This window comes from Anaeromyxobacter soli (assembly GCF_022808855.1).
Classification (GTDB): Bacteria; Myxococcota; Myxococcia; order Myxococcales; family Anaeromyxobacteraceae; genus Anaeromyxobacter; species Anaeromyxobacter soli.
In genome coordinates this window covers 135,332-154,368 of the sequence record NZ_JAKZLF010000007.1, presented here as the reverse complement: position 1 = coordinate 154,368, position 19,037 = coordinate 135,332, and the positions used below count along the sequence as shown (strand labels likewise).

Here is a 19,037-nt window from a genome sequence, read left to right as displayed (position 1 = left end):
CTGGGGCGGGCGAGGGCGCCGCTGCCTCGACGCGCTGCGGAGCGGCGGCCGGAGGCGGGGTCACGGTTGGTGAATGTGGAGCCTCGTGCGCTCGCTCGCAGGAGACCGAGGTCACGGCGAGCCAGAGGGCGGCGAGGGTGGCGGAGCGAGAGCGCGTCGGCATGCGGTTGTCCCCTCGCGTGAGCTCCAGGAGGAGAGGTGCGGACGTTGTCCGGAAACCAACGCCTCGGAGACCAGGCTAGCACACACAGGCCCGCATCTCTCCCCCCTTCAGGGCGCCGCGTGGCTTGACCCAGAGCAAGGGCTGGTGGGGAGCTTGTCCGCACCCAGGGGGCGGACTAACTCGGACCCAGTGCAGGACCTGCCGCTTACCAAGAAGCTCGGAGCGGGCGAGCGCGGGCGCGCGCGCCCCCTCGTGCTGCACGTCGAGGACGACGAGGCGACCCGTTACCTCGTCGCCCGGCTGCTGACCCGCGGCGGCTTCGACGTGGTCTCGGCGGCGACCGGGCGCGAGGCGATGCTGCGGCTGTCCGAGCGACCTGACGCCATCCTGCTCGACGTGAAGCTCCCCGACATCACCGGCTTCCAGCTCTGCCGGCACCTGCGCGGCGATCCTCGGGCGGCGACCGTCCCCATCGTCCACCTCTCGGCGAGCCACGCGCTGCCGGACGATCAGCGCTATGGCCTCTCCGTCGGGGCCGACGCGTACCTGGTTCACCCCGTCGACGGCGCGGTCCTCACCGAGACGCTCCGCCGGCTCATCGACCGCGCCACCGAGGGGCGCGGGCCGCCGAAAGGCTGACGGGCGCTCGGGGGCTCCCGGCGAGAGGCACGAGAGCCCAGGTTCTGCCCGGCGCCGGAGCGCGGCCCCTGGCGTGCGGCGTCGGGAAGTGGTGCGCCGAACGTGCCGCTTCCGGCCGACCCGGCGAGAACGAGGGTGAGGCACTCCTGCCGAGAGTGACGATGTCCGACAGGCCTGACCGCGCGGCCGCCGCGCCTCCGTGGTCCTACGCCGCGGCGCTCGCGCTCGCCGCCGCAGGACTCGCGATCACGTACGTCCTCCTCGGGGCGCTCGGCGGTGAGCGGTACGTCTTCGTCCTCGCCGCGGTCGCGCTCGCTGCGGTCCTCGGCGGCACCGCGCCGGGGCTCGTCGCCGCCGCGGCGAGCACGGCCGGCTTCGCCTGGCTGTTCCTCGAGCCCCGGGGGAGCCTGCGCGTCGCGAGCCGCTCCGACCTGCTCGCGCTCGCCGGGTACCTCGCGAGCGCGAGCGTCATCGCGGTGGCGGTCGGCGCCTTCCGGGCCGCGGATCGCCGCACGCGCCGCGCGCTCGCCGAGACGCGCGCCGCGCAGGAGCGCCTGCGCCTCATGACCGAGGGCGTCCACGCGCACGCCATCCTGCTCCTCGATCCGAACGGGCTCGTCACGGGCTGGAACGCCGCCGCGGAGCGGCTCACCGGCTGGCCCGAGGCCGAGATCCTCGGCAGGAGCTTCGCGCTGTTCCACACGCCCGAGGAGCGCGAGGCCGGCCGTCCCGAGCAGCTGCTCTGGCGGGCCACGCGGGACGCGCGCGCGGAGGAGGAGGGCCTCCGGGTGCGCAAGGACGGGACCCGCTTCTACGCGAGCGTCGTGCTGAGCGCGGTGCGGGACGAGCAGGGGCACCTCGGCGGGTTCGCCCACGTGCTGCGGGACGTCAGCGACCGGCGCCGCGCGGACGAGCTGGATCGGTTCATGATCGAGGCGGGCGCCGCGCTCGCCGAGTCGATGCACCCGGAGCGGATGCTCGAGCAGCTCGCGCGCCTCGCGGTCCCGGCCCTCGCCGACGCGTGCACGATCGAGACGCTCGACGAGGAGGGGCGCCTGCGGCTCGTCGCGCTCGCCCACGCGGACCCACGCCGCGAGCACGCGCTGCGAGACCTGCGGCTCCGCTTCCCGCCCGACCCGGCGACCTCGCCGGTGTGGCAGGTGCTCCGCAGCGGTCAGCCGGAGCGCGCCTCGGAGGGGGACTCCGCCGCGCTGGCCGCGCTCGCCCCGGACCCGGAGCACCGGGAGGCCCTGCGCTCGGAGGGCCTGCGCGCCTGGCTCGTCGTGCCGCTCGCGACCGGACGGCGGAACCTCGGGGTGCTCACGCTCGCCATCACGAGCCCCGACCGCGCGCTGGGCCCGCGCGAGCTCGGCGTCGCGCGCGACCTCGCACGCCGCGCGGCGCAGGCGATCCACAACGCGGGCCTGTACGTCGAGATGCAGCGCGCCGGGCGCGAGCGCGACGAGGTCCTCGCGATCCTCTCCCACGACCTGCGCGCGCCGCTCGGCGCCGTGTTCGCCTCCGCCCGGGCGCTCCGCTCCGACGCACCGGAGGGCCCGGGAGGCGAGCGGATCCGGCGCGGCGCCGCCGCGATCGAGCGCGCCGCGGAGGCCATGTCGCGCCTCGTCGCGGACCTGCTCGACCTCGCGAGCCTCGAGGCGGGCCGGCTCGTCGTCAACCGTCGACCCGAGCACACCGCCGCGCTCGTGCACGCCGCGGCGGACGCGCAGCGGGAGGCGGCCGGCCGCGCCGGGGTGACCCTCGTCGCGGAGGCCGCGGGGACCCTCCCCGACGTCGACGCGGACCGCGAGCGCGTCCTCCAGGTGCTCGGGAACCTGCTCGCCGACGCGCTCGACGGGACGGAGGGGGGCCTCGTCACGGTGCGGGCACGGGCCGTGGACGGCGGCCGCGCCGTCGCGTTCGAGATCGAGGACAGCGGGCGCATGATCCCGGAGGATCAGCTCGCGCACTTCTTCGACCGGTTCAGGCGCGGCCGCGGCGCCTCCGCGCGCGGCGCGGGCCTCGGGCTGGCGGTCGCGCGCGGCATCGTGGAGGCGCACGGCGGTCGCATCTGGGCGGAGAGCCGCTCCGGGCAGGGGAGCCGCTTCACCTTCACGCTCCCGGCGGCCGCGCCATGGCAGGCGCACTCGCCCGCCGAGGCGCTCGCGACGCGCGCCCCCGGGTGAGCGCTCGTCGTCAGCCGGCGACGGCGGTTTGCTCGAGCGCCGAGGTGCTCGCGGTGGGCAGCGCGAAGCGGACCATGGTGCCGACCCCCGGCGTGCTCTCGGCCCAGATCCGCCCCCCGTGCGCCTCGATCAGCGCGCGGGCGATCGCGAGGCCGAGGCCGGTGCCCGCGTAGGGCGCGGAGCGGCCCCGCCGGAACCGATCGAACACGTGCGGCAGCTCCTCCGCGGGGATCCCGGGCCCGGTGTCGCGCACCTCGAAGACGACGTGATCCCCCTCCACGCTCACGCTGATGGCCACGTGCCCGTGTGCGGTCGCCTTGACAGCGTTCGAGGTGAGGTTGCCGAGGACCTGCAGGACGCGATCGTGATCGCACGACACGAGCGGCAGCTCCTCCGGCGCGCGGCAGCGCACCTCGAGCCCCTTCGTCTCCGCCTGGGGGCGGATGACGTCCGCCGCCTCCCGCGCCAGCGTCTGCGGCGCGAGCGGCTCGCGATGCATCGACAGGCCGCCCCCCTCCAGGCTGGCGAGGTCGAGCAGGTCGCCGATGAGGCGGTTCATGCGGTCGCCCGCGCTCGCGATCCGCGCCGCGGTGGTGCGCACGCGCTCCGGATCCCCCGCCGCGGCGCCCCCGAGCAAGCGCGCGCCCATGACGATCGCGCTGAGCGGGGTGCGCAGGTCGTGGGAGACGATGGCGAGCACCTCGTCGCGGCGCCGCACGGCGTCCTCCGCCTCCTGCTGCGCGCGGCGCGTCTCGGTGACGTCCTGGAACGCCGCGACGGCGCCGGTGATGCGGCCGAAGGCGTCGCGGATCGGGGCGGCGTTGTTGAGGATCGTGGCGCGCGTCCCGTCGAAGCGCACGATGTCGATGAGCTCACCCGTCACGGTCTCGCCCCGGAGCACCGCGCGCTGGATGGCCCAGTCTCCGGGCGCGAGCGCGAGGCCGGTCTCCGCCCAGGCGCCCCGGTAGGCATCGAGCGCGGCGTCGCCGCCCCAGATGTGGCGGGCGTGATCGTTCGAGCTCGCCGCGCGGCCGTCGGGCCCGGCGATGACGACGCCGACGGGCAGCGTCCGCAGGATGGTCTCGAGCCGGAGCCGCTCGTCCTCGGCCACCTTGCGCGCCTCCACCTGCTCGGTGACCTCGGTCACGAGGAGGAGGACGTCGGCCCCGTTCTCGCCCGGGATGGGCCGCACCGACCAGCGCCACCAGGTCGCGCCGCGCGCGAGGCCGTCGTGCCGGTACTCGGGCGTGTCGGCGGGCTTGCCGGTCGCCGCGACCCTCCGGAGGACCTCGACGAGCCCGGACTCGCGCGCGTTCGGCACGAAGTCCTCGATCCGGAGCCCCTCGATCCCGAGCTGCGCGAACGGCGCGTCCAGGAACGAGAGGTAGGTCCGGTTGGACCACTTCGCGCGGAGGTCCCGCCCGTCGAAGATCACGATGCCGGCGGGCGCCTCGCGGAACACCGCCTCGAAGCGGCGGCGCTCCGCCTCGACGATCACGAGCGACTGCGCGGCCGCCGCCTCGGCGTGGCGGCGGTCGGTGACGTCGCGGAACCGCACGGCGACGTGCTCGAGCCGGCTGCCCTCGCGGACCGGCTGGTAGCTCGCCTCGACGCAGCGGCGCCCGGCGGGCAGGTCCGTCCAGAGCTCGTACTGCACCGACTCCCCGGAGAAGGCGCGCTCGATGCGCGGCGCCATCGCGTCGAACGCGTCGAGGCCGATGATCTCCACGAGCGGTCGCCCGAGCAGGTCCGCGGTGGGGAGCCCGCGCATCGCGGCGTAGGCGGGGTTCACCGCTCGCAGGCGCAGCCCGCGGTCGAGGAGGATCATCGAGTCCGGGGAGGTCTCGAAGATCCGCTCGTGCAGCACGAGCGAGGCGTTCGCGGCGACGAGCTTCTTCGCCATGTCGTCGAAGGCGCGCCCGAGGCGGACGATCTCTCCGGGACCGGTGACCTCGGCGAGGTCGGCGCTCCCGCGGCCGAGCTCCTGGACGTGCTGCTCGAGGCGGCGCAGCGAGCGGGCGATGCGCCGGGTGACGAGGATCGAGACCAGCACCGCCAGCGACGCCGCGGCGGCCCCGAGCCCCGCGGCGCGGGCGATGGCGGTGCGGAAGGGCGAGGCGACGTCGGCGAAGGAGCGGCTCGCGACGGCGGACCAGCCGACGAGGCTCACCGGCACCGTCGCCGTGATGGCGCCGCCGTCGGGGGTCCTCCGCGCGATCTCCCCCCCGCGGAGCGCCTGCGCGACCGCGGCCGTGTCGAGCACGCCGCCCGCCGGCCCGCCCGCGCCCGGCCGGCGGAAGACGATCTCGCCGCGGCGATCGGCGAGCGCGATGTCGGCGCGGCCGAGCCGCTCGAAGGGGAGGGAGAGCTCGCCGAGGCGCGTCGCGTCCACGGTGGCGAGGACGATCCCCTTGAGCTCGCCGCCTTCCCGGATCCCGCGCGCGATCGCGACGCTGCGCGCGCCGTCCGCGTCCGCCGCGCGGACGTCGCTCACGGTGAAGACCGCCCCGGCGAGGATCCGCCGCAGGTCGTCGCGCCCCGCCGTCGAGCGCCCGACGAGCCTGCGGTCGCTCGAGGCGACGAGACGCCCGTCGGGGGTCACCCAGGAGAGATCCCGGACGGAGACGTACTCCTGGTCGGCGCGAGAGAGGAGGAGATCGACCACGTCCGGCGCGAGCCGTCGCGTCGCGATCGCGTCGCCGACGAGCTCCTCCTGGCGGAGCACGTCGCGCACGAACCCGTCGAACGCGTGGGAGGCCGCGCGGGCGAGCTCGAGGTTCGCGTCGAGCTCGGCCTCGATGCGCTCGCGGTACACGACCGCCCCCGCGCACGCCGAGATGGCGACGAACGGAACGAGCCACGCGAGGACCACGAGGACCACGCGCCCGGTGATGGAGCGCCAAAGCGGAATGCCCCCCATTGCTGCCGATCAACAGCTCACGCACCTCTGCGCATTCCGTACGCAAGGGTGGGCGCCGGTGCGTGCGCCCGCTCGGTGGGACGGAGGGCGAGCCCCTTCGCCTCGCGAGGTGCGTCACGGCTCCGCCCCGAGGGGACGTCCCCTGGAGCGTCGGGTTGCGCGGTGCGGGGCCGCTGCCAGCTTGTCGAGCAGCACCATGATCGAGATCCGCGACCCCGGCCTCCTCGCGAGCCTCATCGAGCTCGAGCTCGTGCGGTTCCGCCACGCGGAGGGCGTGCTCCGCGTCCCCTCCTCGCTCGTGGACCTGGCCGACGCGCTCGAGCGGGTCGCCGCGATCCTGCGCGAGGCCGACGACCGCGGACAGGCGGTGGACCTCGGCGACGGCGTGATGCGGCTCCTCCAGCAGTTCCGGGGCATGCTCCGCACGGTGGGCGGGGCGCCCGCCGAGGCGTGATTGCGCTGTCCGCCAGGGCTTTCCCCTGCCGCGGCGAACGCCGGCTGCCTGCGCTGTGGCTCACCCGCGCGGCCTGAAGCGCGCGGCGTCGATGATCGACCAGAGGTGGACGATCCACCCGAGGAACACGAGCCAGAGCAGGCCGGCGAGCACGAACATCACGAGCGCGAGGAGCGGGCGTCCCTGGATGAGCTGACCGAGCCCCGGGATGAAGAAGCTCGCCAGCGCCGCGATCACGTTGCCCGTCGATCCCTGTCCCGCCATGCCGTTCCTCCCGCCCCCGGGCAGCATAGCGAGGAGGGCGGGATCGCGCAGCCGAGGGTGGCGCGGGGAGGCGCCGCGCCGCGGCGGCGCGCGCCCGGCGTCGTTCACCCCGAGTGAGCGACGCTGTAGGCGTGTGAGCGCAACGGGCGTGTAGACGGTGTGTGAAATGTGGACGCGTGGAGGTGTCCTGTTCACAGGCCCTTTGGGGACATGGAAAAGCGACGCGCGATCGTCGGACAGTACGCGTCACCGACCGTGATTCGGCCGGGGAGGGGCTCACCATGAAGACGATCGTAGCGCTCGTGCTCGCGCTGTCAGCGCAGGCGGCGCTTGCCCAGCAGGGCAAGGTCGAGATCACGCGCGCCGACGCGGATCTCGGCACCGGCATGCTGTTCGTGAAGGGGCAGGGCTTCGGCGCCCAGGCCGCGACGGTCCTCGTCGGCAGGACCGTCCTCGACGTGAAGAGCCACTCGCCCACCGACGTCGTGGCGGCGCTGCCGCAGGGAATGCCCCCGGGCACCTACCGGCTCACCGTGGTGCAGGCGCCGGGAAACGCGAGCGCGACGATGGACGTGACGATCGGCGCCGAGGGAGCGCAGGGGCCCGCCGGGCCCGCCGGGCCGGCCGGACCGGCCGGGCCGCAGGGCGCGACGGGGCCGCAGGGGCCGCAGGGGCCGCGCGGTGACATGGGACCCCAGGGGCTCACGGGGCCGCAGGGAGCGACCGGACCGGAGGGGCCGCGCGGCTTCGTCGGGCCGATGGGGCCGGCGGGGCCGCAGGGCGAGACCGGGCCGGCCGGCCAGATCGGGCCGATGGGACCGGCGGGTCCGCAGGGCGCGAACGGCGTCTCCGGCTACCAGATCCTCTCCCGCTCCGTGTTCGTGAACCCGAGCACGCTGACGACGCAGCAGATCACGACCACGTGCCCGAGCGGCAAGAAGGCGCTCTCCGGCGGCGCCCGCTCGGATCGTCTCGGCACGCTCGTCGGAACGTATCCGAGCGCGGACGGCCTGGCCTGGATCGGCGAGTTCGCCACGCAGCCCGAGGCGTACGCCGCCAAGGTGACCGTCATCTGCGGGTACGCCTTCTAGTCGGCTGGCGACCGCTCGACCGCGGTCGATGACGCGCGCCCCGGCCCGCCCGCGAGCGGGCCGGGCACGCGCGTCTCGTCATCAGCTCGCGGCGGCGCCCGCCTCCTGGCGCGCCGCGTCCCACGGCAGCGTCACGAGGAACGTCGCGCCGCCTCCCGGCGTGTCGCGGATCTCCACGCGCCCTCCGTGTGCCTCGACGATGCGCCGGACGACCCACAGCCCCACGCCCACGCCGCCGAGGCGGCGACCGCCCTCGAGCTGCGCGTAGCGGGCGAACACGCGGGTCCGCGCCTCCGGCGGCACGCCGGGGCCGTGATCGCGGACCGACACGACGGGGCCGGCGGCGCTCGCGGCGATGGAGAGCTCGACCGGACCTCCGCCCGCGTGCCGCGCGGCGTTCGCGAGCAGGTTCGTGAGCACCTGCTCGAGGCGGAGCCTGTCCCAGCGGCCCGGCGTCGCGGCGGGGACCGACAGCGTGAGCGCGCAGCCGACGCGGGCGAGCGGCTCCTGCATCCGCTCCGCGACCTCGCGGGCGATCGCCGACAGATCCGCGTCGGAAGGGACGACCTCCGCGCGCTGGCCGGGTCGGGACACGTGGAGGAGATCGTCGAGCAGCCGTGCGATCCGCTGGCACTGGGCCGCCGCGCGCTCGAGCCGGCGGTGCTCGTCCTCCGCGGAGCGATTCGTCCGCTCGCGCGCGCGGAGCAGCGAGTCGACGAGGAGCTGCAGCGACGCCATGGGGGTGCGGAGCTCGTGCGAGGCGACGACGATGAGCTCCTCTCGCGCGCGGAGCGCGGCCTCGAGCACGGCGGCGCGCCGCTCGAGCGGCTCCTCGCCGGCGCGCGCCCGCCCGGGAGCGATGACCTCGCAGGCTCCGCCGCGGAGCGAGAGGGTCCGATCGTGGTAGCGCACGACCTCGAGCGCCGTGCCGGCGTCGCAGCCGTCGAGCCCGTAGCTGCACAGCGCGAGCAGCCTGCGCCGCGCGAAGGCGGCGCTCACGCGCGCCTCATACTCCAGGAAGCCCGGGGCGCCGCACGCGCCCTCCGGGCCCGCGCTGCCGGCGACGCGGAGCCCGGTGAACCCCGCGCGGCGGGCCGCCTCCTCGCGCACGAGCCAGCTCTGCACGACCCGCGCGCCGTCGTCGCCGCCCGCCGCGCGGTACCAGCGCTCGTGCTCGAGGATCTCGAGCTGCCCGCGCGCCTCCCGCGCGCCGAGATCGGGCACCGCCGCGGCGAGGGCACGCCGCGCGGCGTCCGCCTCGAGCGGCGCCGCCGTCACCCAGACGCAGCGCTCCCCCTGCTCGAGCCCCCGGCGCAGGAAGGGGACGAGGACGTCCCCGAGCTCTCGCGCGGTCCGATGGAAGAGGCAGACGTGGCTGCCCCACCGCAGCCGGCCGAAGCCGTCGATCCCGCTGTCGGTGGAGGCGTGCATCCATCGGCTCCTACGGCTCGCGCCGAGGTGCCGCAACTCCTGAGGGGGCGGCGGGGTCTCACGTAGCTCGGCGGAGCGTCGCCCGAACGGGAGATGCGCGCGACGCCGGCGCGGCGGGGCCCGCGGCGCTCGCGGAGATCCAGCGCGTCAGCCGCGGGAGCCGCTGCCCGGGCGGACGAGGCGCGCGGGGAGGAACACGAGCGGAACGACGAGCACCGCCAGCACGAGCAGCTCGCCCCAGCCGAGCCGGCGGGCGAGGAGCGCGTACGCGCTGAGCAAGGCGATCGTGAGCGGGACGAATCGGCGCTGGCGCCAGCGCCCGCTCCGGGCGAACCAGGCGACCGAGATCGCCGCGAGCGCGGTGAGGAGGACGACGAGGAGCTCGACGCGGCCGATGCCCATGCGTCGCGGATGATCGACGGGCGTGCCTCTGCGCGCAAGGGCCCGCGCGCCGGTGCGTCCGCCGGTGTATGGGAGTGGAAACGCGCCCGAGGAGCCCGATGCCGCGCCACCCCCGCGTCGCCCCAGTCGTCGCCAGCCTGTCCCACGACGTCTACAGCGCGCTCGCCGCCCGGGCGCGCGAGCGGCCCGGGCCGGTCCATCCCCTCCACGTCGGCGACACGTGGCTCGATCCGCTCCCCGCCGCGCGCGCCGAGGCGCAGCGCGCCGACGCGCACCCGCGGCTCCACGGCTACGCTCCGGTCCAGGGAGAGCCCGCGCTGCTCGCCGCGATCCTCCGCCGGCTCGCGTCGCGCCACGGCGTCGAGGTGGATCCGGCCTGCCTGCAGGTGATGCCCGGCGCGACCACCGGGCTCGCCATCGTGGTCGGGGCGCTCCTCTCGCCCGGCGACGAGCTCGTCGTGCCGTCCCCGTTCTGGCCGCTCATCCGCGGGATCGCCATCTCCCACGGGTGCACCAGCGTGGAGGTCCCGTTCTTCACGCGCTTCGCGGAGCCGGGCTTCGATCCGGAGGCCGCGCTCGAGCGGGCGATCGGGCCGCGCACCGCGGCCATCTACGTGAACGCCCCCAACAACCCCACCGGGCGGCTGCTCCCCGACGCCGTCGCCGAGGCCATCGCGGCAGTGGCGCGCCGGCACGACCTGTGGGTGATCGCGGACGAGGCCTACGAGGACCTGGTGCACGCCGGGGAGCACCGGCCGCTGTGGCGCCGCCCCGACCTCGCGGGGCGCACCGTCGTCACCCACACGCTCTCGAAGAGCCACGCGCTCGCCGGGGCGCGCATCGGCTACACCCACGGCCCGCCAGAGGCGATGCGCGCCATACGGGCGCTCCAGTTCCACGAGAGCTACTGCGCCGCGCGTCCCATGCAGTTCGCCGCGGCCGCCGCGCTCGACGGGGGCGACGCCTGGCTCGCCGAGGCCCGCGCCGCGTACGCCGCCGCCGGTCGCGCCGCCGCGGCCGCCGTCGGCATCCCGCCCCCCGAGGCGGGGACGTTCCTCTTCTTCGATGCGGCGAAGGCGTTCGCGCCGGGTGAAGGGCTGCCCGGCTTCCTGGAGCGGTGCCTGGAGGCGGGCGTGCTCCTCACGCCCGGGCCGGCGTGCGGGCGGGACTACGAGAGCTGGGTGCGGCTCTGCTTCACGGCCGTGCCTCCGGACGCGCTCGCCGACGCGCTCGCCCGGCTGAGCGCGGTGCTCGGGCGCTGAGCGCCCCGCCCCGTGCGGAGCGGTCTTCCGCGCCGGCGCCCGCGCTCCGCTCAGGTTCCTCACCACGGCTCACTCCAGAAGGCGACCGTGCGGCGCGCCGAGCGATCGGAGAGCATGCCGGGGAGAGGAGCCAGAGCATGTTGCGCAGGTCGATGGGGATCGCCGCGCTCGCCGCCGGAGGGCTGGGGCTCGTGGTGGCTGTGCAGGGGAAGCGCTTCAACCGGCGCATCGCGCGCGAGGCGCACGCGCTCTGGACGCAGGAGAGCTCGGGGCCGGAGCGGCGCACCGCGCTCGAGGCGCTGCCGCCGCCGGTTCGGCGGTACGCGGAGGCGTCCGGCGCGGCGAGCCACGCGCCGGTCCGCGCCGCGCGTCTCCGCCACGGAGGCACCTTCCGGCCGCGCTTCGACCGTCCGTGGCTCGCGATCCGCGGAGTGCAGTACTTCGCGAGCGATCCGCCCGGCTTCGTCTGGTGGGGCCGCGTGCGCACGGGGGCCGGGCTCTGGATCGACGCGCGCGATCGCTCGCTCGCGGGCGAGGGGGGCATGCGGATCATGCTCGCGTCGTGCTGGAAGCTCGCCGACGTGCGGGGCCGCGAGGTGGGCGAGGCCTCGCTGCAGCGGCTCCTCGCGGAGATGGTCTGGTTCCCGACCGCCTTCCTGGACGCGCGCCACGTGCGGTGGGCGCCCATCGACGACACGCGGGCGCGGGCGATCCTGCGCGTCCGCGGCCTCGAGGTCGCCGTCGACTTCCACTTCGACGCGAACGGTGTCCCCTCCCGCATCACCGCAGAGCGCTACCGCGACGTGGACGGCGAGCCGGTGCTCACGCCCTGGACCGGCGAGTGCAGCGGCTATCGCGTGATCGACGGGATGCGGGTGCCGTTCCGGCTCGAGGCCTCCTGGCACGTGAGGGGGCGCACGGAGCCGTACGCCCGGTTCTCCGTCGACGAGCTCGAGCTCGATCGGCCCGAGGCGTTCCCGGGCTGAGGGCCGCGCGCCGCGAGTCCGGCGGCTCGCGCCGGGGTCACTCGGTCTGACGGCCGTCCGCCGCCGGCCCGCGCTCGCGGGCGCCGGCGATCCACCCCCGCCCCGCGTGGCGAGAGAGGGCGAGCTGCTGTCTCCGCGCCGCGAGGAGGCGGGCGTCCTCGCCGAACGTGGTCGGGTAGACGGGCGGCACGTCGCGCTGGCACATCTCGCGGTCCACGTTCACGAACGTGAACAGGCACGAGTTCGAGATCGCGCGCACGCTCCGGTCGCGGCTCCGCCGCTCGATGCTGGCCTCCACCGACACGAGGCTCCCCGCCGTGTGCACGACGCGGCTGGAGAAGTGCAGCGTGTCGCCGAGCCGCACGGGGTTCAGGAAGTTCACCCGGTTCACGGCCGCCAGCACCGGCCGATCCGGCGCCGCGAGCTCCGCGCAGATCGAGGAGAGCTCGTAGGCGCGGCGCATGAGGTAGCCGCCGAAGATCTTCCGGGGCACGTTCTCCTGCTCGGGGAACATGCGCTCCCAGGCGTCGGTGACGAGCCGCGCGGAGAGGAGCCCGGTGAACCCGGGCCGCTCCTGCTCCCGGTGGAGCCGGTCGAGCAGCTCGAACTCCTCGTGGCTCGGCGGCTCCTGCGAGGCCGCGACGTAGCGCCGGTACTCGTCCCGGCGCTCCTCCGCGCGGCGCGCCCGGCGCCGCGTGAGCTCGTCCTCGTAGTCGAGCGGCGGCAGCGGCACGCTCTTCGCCTCGTCGCCCTCGCCGATCCGGGCGACCATCGTGAAGTAGCAGGAGGCGACGTGGAGCGGCGCCTCGCCCGCGAGGCCCGGCTGCGTCACGCGGATGCCCACCTCCATGGAGGTCCGGCCGACGTGGTTCACCCGCGCGACGAGGTCGAGGTCGCGCTCCACGTCGGCCGGGTTCCGCACGAGGATGTTGTCCACCGCCGCCGTGACGACCCGCGCCTGCGGGTGGGCGCGCCGCGCGTACGCGAGCGCAGCCTCCTCGGCGAGCTTGTCGAGGACCTCAAGGAGCAGCCCGAAGCGCAGGTTGCCGTGGAGCGGCTCGTCCACGACCTTGTAGCGGCGCTTCAGGGACGGCTCCCGGGAGAGGGGCAGCGTCAGGGCGAGATCCGTGTCCTTGGGGGTCATGTCGCTCTCCATCATGGCTCGCCTCGCCCCGCAGCGCGCGCGGCCCGAACCTGATGGATGCGACCGGGCGGGCGCACGGGCCCATCGAGGGACACGCGAATTTGTCGGCTCGCCGCATGTTGCTTCGGGCGGGCGAGCGCCAGTTCGGACGCACCTTCGCTCACACACAGGCCAGGAGGCACACAGACGATGTCGTCTCGAAAGTTCTGGAAGCTCGGAGTCGTGGCTGCGCTCGTCAGCGCGCTCTCCGCCTGCGGCTCGAGCAGCGGCAGCGGCGCGGTCCGCGTGCGCCTGGTCGACGCGCCCGGCGATTATCAGGCGCTCGACCTCGAGGTCCGGCGGGTGGAGATCCACGCCGACGGCGGTGACTGGATCGTGCTCGGCACGCCCGACGCCCAGGTCGATCTCCTCTCCCTCACCGGCGGCGTGAGCGCCACGCTCGTCGACGGCGCGACCATCCCCGCCGGCAGGTACACGCAGCTGCGCCTCGTGCTCGGCCCCCGGAACACGGTCACGCTCGCGGACGGAAGCGTCCACGACCTCACCGTCCCGTCCGGCCAGCAGTCGGGCGTGAAGCTCACCGTGAACTTCGAGGTCGCGCCGAACACCACCCGCGACGTCGTCGTCGACCTCGACGCCCACCGGTCGGTCTTCGTCCACGAGACGGGGGCCTCGGAGAAGTTCATCCTGCGGCCCACCGTGCGCGCCGTGGACGTGCTCGCGACCGGAGCGGTCGAAGGCAAGCTCACCGACGCCGCGAGCGGCGCGGGCCTCCCCGGCGTGCTCGTCACCGCGCAGGCGCTGTCCGCGACGGGCCAGCCCTCGATCGTGCGCGCCGCGCTCACCGGCGCCGACGGAACGTACGTCCTCGATCTGCTGGACGCGGGCGGGACCTACTACGTCGTGAGCCAGCCGGTGGTCGGGGCGGCGGCGTACGCGCCGCGTGCGAGCGGCGCGATCGCGATCACGGGGCCGACGGCCGTCGTGGCCTGGGACGCGGCGTTCGAGCAGGCCTCGCAGGTGGGGACGCTCTCGGGCGGCATCTCGCCCGCCGCGAGCGTGTCGCAGGCCGACGAGGTGGAGGTGCGCCAGAGCCTCGACGCGGGCGGCTCGCCCAGGGAGCTCATCGTGCGCACGGCGCCCGGCGCGGTCGCCGGCGGGGTGGAGAGCTACTCCGTCTCGTCCCTGCCCGCGGCGGCTTACACGGTCCTCGCCAGCCGCCGGACCGTGGACGCCGACGGCAACGAGACGGTCACGGTGAGCGCGCCCGTGAGCGCCAGCGTCCCGGCGGCCGGGACGGCCACCGCCGATCTCGTCCTGCCATAGGGTGGAGCGGACGGGGGCTCGCGCCGGATCCGGCGCGGGCCCCTCCGTGCGTCACGGCGCCGGGTCGGCGGCGACGATGTCGTAGTTGTGCACGGTGGGCTCCGGGTCGATGAGGAACTCCGCGTCGCGCGGCAGCGCGCGCGTTCGCGAGATGTCCTCCCCCGCGTACGCGTGGATGGCCTCGCGCGACGCCCAGTAGCTCACGACCATGAAGTGCGACTCCGAAGGTCCGTCCTCCCGGTACATGGCGTAGCCGAGGTTTCCCGGGATCTGGCGGAACTTCCGGACCGCCTCGGAGGCGTACGCCGCGTACTCGTCGGCGCGGGCGGCAGGGGTGCGGCCGTGCCAGACGCGGGCGACGCGGGCGCCGGCCGGAGCGGCGGCGCCCAGCCCGGCCTTCGGAGCGGGCCGCGCAGCCGGGGCCGCGCAGGAGATCGCGAGGAGCAGCAGCGAGAGGGAGATGGCGCGCACGGCGGGCCTCCTTCGGTGGACGAGCGCGCGCGATCATGTCGCGGCCGAGGGCCGTGCACCCACGCCTCTCGGGTGCACGCACGGACCGCGCGCTGCCCCTCTTTCGTCACACCGGGTGACGACCCGTCTCGGAGGCCGGAGCGCCCCGCTCGTCGGGGCGGGCGATCTCGAGCGCCTTCATGCGGGACTTGAGCGTGGAGGGGCTCACGCCGAGGAGCGACGCGGCGCCGCCCCTGCCCCCGACGCGCCAGCCGGACCGCTCGAGCGCGGCGATCATGTTCCCGCGCTCGATCGCGCGCACGCGCTGGTCGGTCAGGACCTCGCCGTCGACCCGCTCCGGCGCCGCCGCGCCGCTCGACGGCGTCGCGACGTCCGGCTCGGGCAGCGCCCGGTCCAGGTGGAGCCGGCCGTCGGGGGAGGTGATGATCGCCCGCTCGATCACGTTCCGCAGCTCCCGCACGTTCCCGGGCCAGGGATACGACCTGAGGGCGGCGGCGTCCGCCGCGTCGGGCGGGGCGATGCTCCGCCCGAGGCCGCGGGCGAGCTGCTCCGCCATCGCTGCGGCGAGCAGCACGACGTCGTCACCGCGCTCGCGCAGCGGCGGGAGCGGGAGCGGGAAGACGCTCAGCCGGTAGAAGAGATCCTGCCGGAACCCGCCCTCGCGGGCGGACCGCTCCAGGTCCCGGTTCGTCGCGGCGATGACGCGCACGTCCACCTTGCGCGTGCGCGAGCTCCCCACCGGCTCGAGCTCTCCCTCCTGCAGGACCCGCAGGAGCTTGCCCTGCAGCTCCAGGGGGAGCTCGCCGATCTCGTCGAGGAAGATCGTCCCGCCGTCGGCGAGCACGAACCGGCCGTCCCGCCGCTGCGTCGCGCCGGTGAACGCGCCGCGCTCGTGCCCGAAGAACTCGCTCTCGATGAGGGTGGCGGGGATCGCCGCGCAGTTCACCTTCACGAGGGGACGGCCGCGCCGGGCGCTCCGCTCGTGGATGGCCCGGGCGAAGAGCTCCTTGCCGGTGCCCGTCTCGCCGAGGAGGAGCACCGTCGCGTCCGTCGCCGCGACCTGCGCGACGCCCTGGAGCGCCCGGCGCAGCGCCGGGCTCCTGCCCACGATCTCGTGGAACCCGTGCTCGGCCGCGAGCTCCTCGCGGAGGTAGGCCGCCTCCGCGCTCAGCGCGCGGATCCTCCGCTCCGCCTCGAGGCGCTCGTCCACGTTCCTCAGGATGAGCGTGTAGAACGGCCGCCCCCGCACCTCGAACCGCGAGAGCGTCGCCTCGGCCGGGAAGGGCTTCCGCCCCGGCGGCTCGGCCACGAGGTCGCCCGGGATCCACAGGGCGCGCTCGCCGCCCGTTCGCCGCTCGAGCTCGCCGGTCAGCGCGCGGAGCCTCGCCGTCGCGGGGCCGCCCAGGAGCTCGTCCGCCGGCCGCCCGTGCAGCCCGCCGGCGGCGCAGCCGAACACCTTCTCGGCGGCGGCGTTCATGAGCGTGATGCACAGGTCTCCGTCGAGCTCCACGATCCCGTCCATCGCGCTGCCGATGAGCCCGGCGAGCTTCTCCTGGCGCTCGCGCAGATCCTGCTCGACGCGGACGCGCCGCATCTCCGCGAGCGCGCGGTTCGCGAAGATCCGGAAGAGCGGGAGGAGCCGCTTCTCGGCGGGCATGGGCCGGGTGTCCACGACCGCCAGGTGGCCGAGCACGCGGTCGTCGGGGTCGAGGAGGGGAACGCCGAGGTAGCTCACGGCCCCGGGGAGGGGGGACTTCACCTCGGGGTACAGCTCGGTCACGCGATCGGGGACGTGGACGACGCGTCGCTCGCGCACCGCCGTCTCGCACGCCGTGCCGGCGATCACGTACTCGTGGCCCTCCACCCATCGCCCGTCGAACCAGAACGCGAGCGCGCGCAGCCACCTGCGGCGCTCGTCGTACTCGGTGAGCCATGCGCCGCAGGTGTCGAGGGCGCGCGCGAGGTTCCTGACGAGCGCCCGGTAGAACTCCTGCCCCGTCGCCGAGGCGGTCCCCTCGACGACGGCGCGCAGGGCGAGCTCCTCGTCGATCCGCCGCTCCCCGATCCCGTGCTCCATGTCCGGCTCCGCGGCGACGGTCCGCGGCGCCGCGCCGCGCCCGGAACATAGCGAGGCCGAGGCGGCGCGCCCGGATGAAAGCCCGTCGCGGTGCGCGGCGAGATCTCGTCCACGACGAGGTCTCGCCGCGACCCCGCCGGGCCGGCCACGCCCGGAACCCAGCGGATTCCCGTGGTGTCGGTCCGGAGTCCGGCGTGGCACGGCGCCTGCGATTCCCCTCCGTGCCCAGCGAGCGAGACCGATGGCCGGTCCACCGGGCGACGGAGAACGACGATGGAGACGCCCACGATGCAGACCCCCACGACGCAGACCGCCACGACGATGAAGCGGCCTTCCCGCACGCCCGTGCCGATGAACGGCGTGGACACGCCGACGCTCTTCGCGACCATCGGGGCGGTGAAGCAGCAGCCCGAGCTCGGGAGCTTCCAGTTCCGGGCGACGAACCACTGGCAGCAGGGCACCCACAGCCGGACCCGCATCGAAGGGTTCAGCGGCGCGGGCGGCGAGCACGCGCACGCGCGCGAGTTCAGCTACGACGCCGATCACCCGGCCGTCCTCACCGGGCGCGACCAGGGGCCGACCCCGGTCGAGTTCCTGCTCCACGCGATCGCGGCCTGCCTCACGGCAGGGATCGCCAACATCGCCGCGGCGCGCGGCGTGACCCTCTACGAGGTCGAGTCCACCGTCGAGGGCGACATCGACCTGCGTGGGATCCTCGGGCTCTCGGCGGAGGTCCGCAACGGCTACCGCCAGCTCCGCGTGAGCTTCCGGATCAAGGGCGACGCGCCGGCGGCGAAGCTCGAGGAGATCGTCGCGCAGTCGCGGGCCCGCTCGGCGGTCTACGACGTGCTGACGAACGGCGTCCCGGTCGCGGTCTCGGTGAACGCAGCGTGAAGTGCCGATGGGGACCGCCGGCCGACGCGCGACGCGCGCCCGCCGGCGGCCTCCCGCCACGCTCCTCGGGGAGATGCCATGAAGCGCACGGACGTGGTCGTCGTCGGAGGTGGGCAGGCAGGTCTCGCCGCGAGCCGCTGCCTCCAGGCGCGCGGCGTGGATCATACGGTCCTGGAGCGCGGGCGCGTCGGCGAGCGCTGGCGCTCGGAGCGCTGGGACTCGCTCCGGCTGCTCACCCCCCGCTGGCAGTCGCGGCTCCCGGGCTTCTCCTACCGCGGCCCCGATCCGGACGGGTTCATGTCCCGGCGCGAGGTGATCGGGTACCTCGAGGCGTACGCGCGCTCCTTCGCGGCGCCGGTCGAGGCGGGCGTCGCCGTCCACGCGGTCGAGCGCGACGGCGACGGCTACCGGGTGACGGCCGATCGCGGCGCGTGGCGCGCCCGGAGCGTCATCGTCGCCACCGGTCACTGCGACCGGGCCCACGTCCCACCGCTCGCGGCAGAGCTCCCCGCGGACGTCGTCCAGCTCGTCCCGGCGCGCTACCGGAACCCCCGGGCCCTGCCCGCCGGCGGAGTCCTCGTGGTGGGCGCGTCCGCGACCGGCCTCCAGCTCGCGGACGAGCTCCACCGCTCCGGCCGGCCGGTGACGCTCGCGGTGGGCAGGCACGTCCGGCTGCCCCGGCGCTACCGCGGCCGCGACGTGATGGAGTGGCTCGACGCGACGGGCATCCTCGACGAGGGCGCGGACGCCGTGGCGGACCTCGAGGCGGCCCGCCGCCAGCCGTCCCTCCAGCTCGTCGGCCGCCCCGACCATCGCACGCTCGATCTCGGCGTGCTCCTCGACGAGGGCGTCCGGCTCGTCGGACGGGTCCAGGGCGTCGAGGGCGGCCGCGTGCTCCTCGCCGAGGACCTGGACGAGACGATCGCGGCGGCGGAGCGGCGCCTCGCGCGGCTCCTCGGGCGGATCGAGGCCCACGTCGCGCAGAGCGGCGCGGCGGCGGTTCCGCCGCCGGAGCCCATCCGCGCCATCTCACCGCCCCCTGCCCCGCGCGCGATCGACCTGCGCGCGGACGGGATCCGGACGGTGATCTGGGCCACCGGCTACCGCCGCAGCTACCCCTGGCTGCGCGTGCCGGTGCTCGACGAGCGCGGCGAGATCCGCCACGCGGGCGGCGTCACCCCGGCGCCCGGGCTGTACGTGCTCGGGCTCCAGTTCCTGCGCCGCCGCAACTCGAGCTTCCTCGACGGCGTGGGCAAGGACGCCGCCGTCCTCGTGGATCACCTGGCCACGCGCCTCGCGCGCCGGTCCGCCGCCTGAAGGAGAGGAG

The 19,037-nt window shown here is 75.5% G+C and carries 16 protein-coding genes; 9 read left to right on the top strand and 7 right to left on the bottom strand.

Annotated features, from left to right (window positions below; translation table 11 throughout):
* Nucleotides 1–352 precede the first annotated feature (352 nt).
* Nucleotides 353–802 carry a response regulator transcription factor gene (locus tag MLV88_RS07715; RefSeq protein WP_242337255.1) on the top strand — a complete coding sequence of 150 codons (450 nt, stop codon included), beginning with the start codon at nucleotides 353–355 and terminating at the stop codon, nucleotides 800–802.
* A gap of 161 nt (nucleotides 803–963) precedes the next feature.
* Nucleotides 964–2,988 carry a sensor histidine kinase gene (locus MLV88_RS07710; protein WP_243337219.1) on the top strand — a complete coding sequence of 675 codons (2,025 nt, stop codon included), beginning with the start codon at nucleotides 964–966 and terminating at the stop codon, nucleotides 2,986–2,988.
* A 10-nt stretch (nucleotides 2,989–2,998) separates the two neighbouring features.
* On the opposite strand, the gene MLV88_RS07705 is transcribed toward MLV88_RS07710, so the two are convergent.
* Entirely contained in the window at nucleotides 2,999–5,869 is a 2,871-nt protein-coding gene (locus MLV88_RS07705; RefSeq protein WP_243337217.1) for a PAS domain-containing protein, read from the bottom strand.
* Nucleotides 5,870–6,104: 235 nt separating this feature from the next.
* On the opposite strand from MLV88_RS07705, the gene MLV88_RS07700 reads away from it, so the two are divergent.
* Complete coding sequence (locus tag MLV88_RS07700; RefSeq protein WP_242337248.1) at nucleotides 6,105–6,362, top strand: hypothetical protein; 258 nt, start codon at nucleotides 6,105–6,107, stop codon at nucleotides 6,360–6,362.
* A 60-nt stretch (nucleotides 6,363–6,422) separates the two neighbouring features.
* On the opposite strand, the gene MLV88_RS07695 is transcribed toward MLV88_RS07700, so the two are convergent.
* Nucleotides 6,423–6,626, bottom strand: a complete 204-nt coding sequence (locus MLV88_RS07695) for a hypothetical protein (protein WP_242337246.1) — start codon at nucleotides 6,624–6,626, stop codon at nucleotides 6,423–6,425.
* Nucleotides 6,627–6,907: 281 nt separating this feature from the next.
* On the opposite strand from MLV88_RS07695, the gene MLV88_RS24045 reads away from it, so the two are divergent.
* The gene (locus MLV88_RS24045; protein ID WP_277956972.1) at nucleotides 6,908–7,717 is read left to right on the top strand and encodes an IPT/TIG domain-containing protein; all 810 of its coding nucleotides are present in this window, start codon (nucleotides 6,908–6,910) and stop codon (nucleotides 7,715–7,717) included.
* 81 nt (nucleotides 7,718–7,798) lie between these two features.
* On the opposite strand, the gene MLV88_RS07685 is transcribed toward MLV88_RS24045, so the two are convergent.
* Together MLV88_RS07685 and MLV88_RS07680 are read right to left on the bottom strand one after the other, a co-directional pair.
* Nucleotides 7,799–9,148, bottom strand: coding sequence for an MEDS domain-containing protein (locus MLV88_RS07685; protein ID WP_242337244.1), 1,350 nt, complete (start codon nucleotides 9,146–9,148; stop codon nucleotides 7,799–7,801).
* 147 nt (nucleotides 9,149–9,295) lie between these two features.
* Nucleotides 9,296–9,550 carry a hypothetical protein gene (locus tag MLV88_RS07680; protein WP_242337242.1) on the bottom strand — a complete coding sequence of 85 codons (255 nt, stop codon included), beginning with the start codon at nucleotides 9,548–9,550 and terminating at the stop codon, nucleotides 9,296–9,298.
* A gap of 98 nt (nucleotides 9,551–9,648) precedes the next feature.
* Here MLV88_RS07680 and MLV88_RS07675 point away from each other — a divergent pair, with 98 nt between their 5' ends.
* Both MLV88_RS07675 and MLV88_RS07670 read left to right on the top strand, forming a co-directional pair.
* A complete protein-coding gene (locus tag MLV88_RS07675) occupies nucleotides 9,649–10,812 on the top strand; it encodes a pyridoxal phosphate-dependent aminotransferase (protein ID WP_242337240.1) in 1,164 nt (387 codons plus the stop codon).
* A 137-nt stretch (nucleotides 10,813–10,949) separates the two neighbouring features.
* Nucleotides 10,950–11,798, top strand: coding sequence for a DUF6544 family protein (locus MLV88_RS07670; protein WP_242337238.1), 849 nt, complete (start codon nucleotides 10,950–10,952; stop codon nucleotides 11,796–11,798).
* Nucleotides 11,799–11,835: 37 nt separating this feature from the next.
* Here the strand turns inward: MLV88_RS07670 and MLV88_RS07665 are convergent, their stop codons facing one another.
* Nucleotides 11,836–12,942 (bottom strand): hotdog domain-containing protein, encoded by a 1,107-nt coding sequence (locus tag MLV88_RS07665; RefSeq protein WP_242337236.1) that lies wholly within the window; start codon nucleotides 12,940–12,942, stop codon nucleotides 11,836–11,838.
* Between the two features lie 189 nt (nucleotides 12,943–13,131).
* Here MLV88_RS07665 and MLV88_RS07660 point away from each other — a divergent pair, with 189 nt between their 5' ends.
* A complete protein-coding gene (locus MLV88_RS07660; RefSeq protein ID WP_242337234.1) occupies nucleotides 13,132–14,268 on the top strand; it encodes a DUF4382 domain-containing protein in 1,137 nt (378 codons plus the stop codon).
* A gap of 51 nt (nucleotides 14,269–14,319) precedes the next feature.
* Here MLV88_RS07660 and MLV88_RS07655 read toward each other — a convergent pair whose 3' ends face one another.
* Both MLV88_RS07655 and MLV88_RS24040 read right to left on the bottom strand, forming a co-directional pair.
* On the bottom strand, nucleotides 14,320–14,739 hold the full coding sequence (locus MLV88_RS07655) for an antibiotic biosynthesis monooxygenase family protein (protein WP_242337232.1): 420 nt from the start codon (nucleotides 14,737–14,739) through the stop codon (nucleotides 14,320–14,322).
* A gap of 106 nt (nucleotides 14,740–14,845) precedes the next feature.
* Nucleotides 14,846–16,816: a sigma-54-dependent Fis family transcriptional regulator gene (locus MLV88_RS24040; RefSeq protein WP_279324217.1), complete on the bottom strand. Its 1,971-nt coding sequence runs from the start codon at nucleotides 16,814–16,816 to the stop codon at nucleotides 14,846–14,848.
* Nucleotides 16,817–17,089: 273 nt separating this feature from the next.
* On the opposite strand from MLV88_RS24040, the gene MLV88_RS07635 reads away from it, so the two are divergent.
* Both MLV88_RS07635 and MLV88_RS07630 read left to right on the top strand, forming a co-directional pair.
* Nucleotides 17,090–17,710 (top strand): OsmC family protein, encoded by a 621-nt coding sequence (locus tag MLV88_RS07635; RefSeq protein ID WP_242337230.1) that lies wholly within the window; start codon nucleotides 17,090–17,092, stop codon nucleotides 17,708–17,710.
* 78 nt (nucleotides 17,711–17,788) lie between these two features.
* A complete protein-coding gene (locus MLV88_RS07630; RefSeq protein ID WP_242337228.1) occupies nucleotides 17,789–19,027 on the top strand; it encodes a flavin-containing monooxygenase in 1,239 nt (412 codons plus the stop codon).
* The last annotated feature ends 10 nt before the right edge of the window (nucleotides 19,028–19,037 follow it).

Bases quoted from the DNA above. Each gene is read 5' to 3' on its own strand.
- MLV88_RS07695 (WP_242337246.1), bottom strand. From the start codon at position 6,626: ATGGCGGGACAGGGATCGACGGGCAACGTGATCGCGGCGCTGGCGAGC.
- MLV88_RS07680 (WP_242337242.1), bottom strand. From the start codon at position 9,550: ATGGGCATCGGCCGCGTCGAGCTCCTCGTCGTCCTCCTCACCGCGCTC.
- MLV88_RS07660 (WP_242337234.1), top strand. From the start codon at position 13,132: ATGTCGTCTCGAAAGTTCTGGAAGCTCGGAGTCGTGGCTGCGCTCGTC.
- MLV88_RS07630 (WP_242337228.1), top strand. From the start codon at position 17,789: ATGAAGCGCACGGACGTGGTCGTCGTCGGAGGTGGGCAGGCAGGTCTC.
- MLV88_RS07665 (WP_242337236.1), bottom strand. From the start codon at position 12,942: ATGACCCCCAAGGACACGGATCTCGCCCTGACGCTGCCCCTCTCCCGG.
- MLV88_RS24040 (WP_279324217.1), bottom strand. From the start codon at position 16,816: ATGGAGCACGGGATCGGGGAGCGGCGGATCGACGAGGAGCTCGCCCTG.
- MLV88_RS24045 (WP_277956972.1), top strand. From the start codon at position 6,908: ATGAAGACGATCGTAGCGCTCGTGCTCGCGCTGTCAGCGCAGGCGGCG.
- MLV88_RS07685 (WP_242337244.1), bottom strand. From the start codon at position 9,148: ATGCACGCCTCCACCGACAGCGGGATCGACGGCTTCGGCCGGCTGCGG.
- MLV88_RS07635 (WP_242337230.1), top strand. From the start codon at position 17,090: ATGGAGACGCCCACGATGCAGACCCCCACGACGCAGACCGCCACGACG.
- MLV88_RS07670 (WP_242337238.1), top strand. From the start codon at position 10,950: ATGTTGCGCAGGTCGATGGGGATCGCCGCGCTCGCCGCCGGAGGGCTG.
- MLV88_RS07675 (WP_242337240.1), top strand. From the start codon at position 9,649: ATGCCGCGCCACCCCCGCGTCGCCCCAGTCGTCGCCAGCCTGTCCCAC.
- MLV88_RS07710 (WP_243337219.1), top strand. From the start codon at position 964: ATGTCCGACAGGCCTGACCGCGCGGCCGCCGCGCCTCCGTGGTCCTAC.
- MLV88_RS07700 (WP_242337248.1), top strand. From the start codon at position 6,105: ATGATCGAGATCCGCGACCCCGGCCTCCTCGCGAGCCTCATCGAGCTC.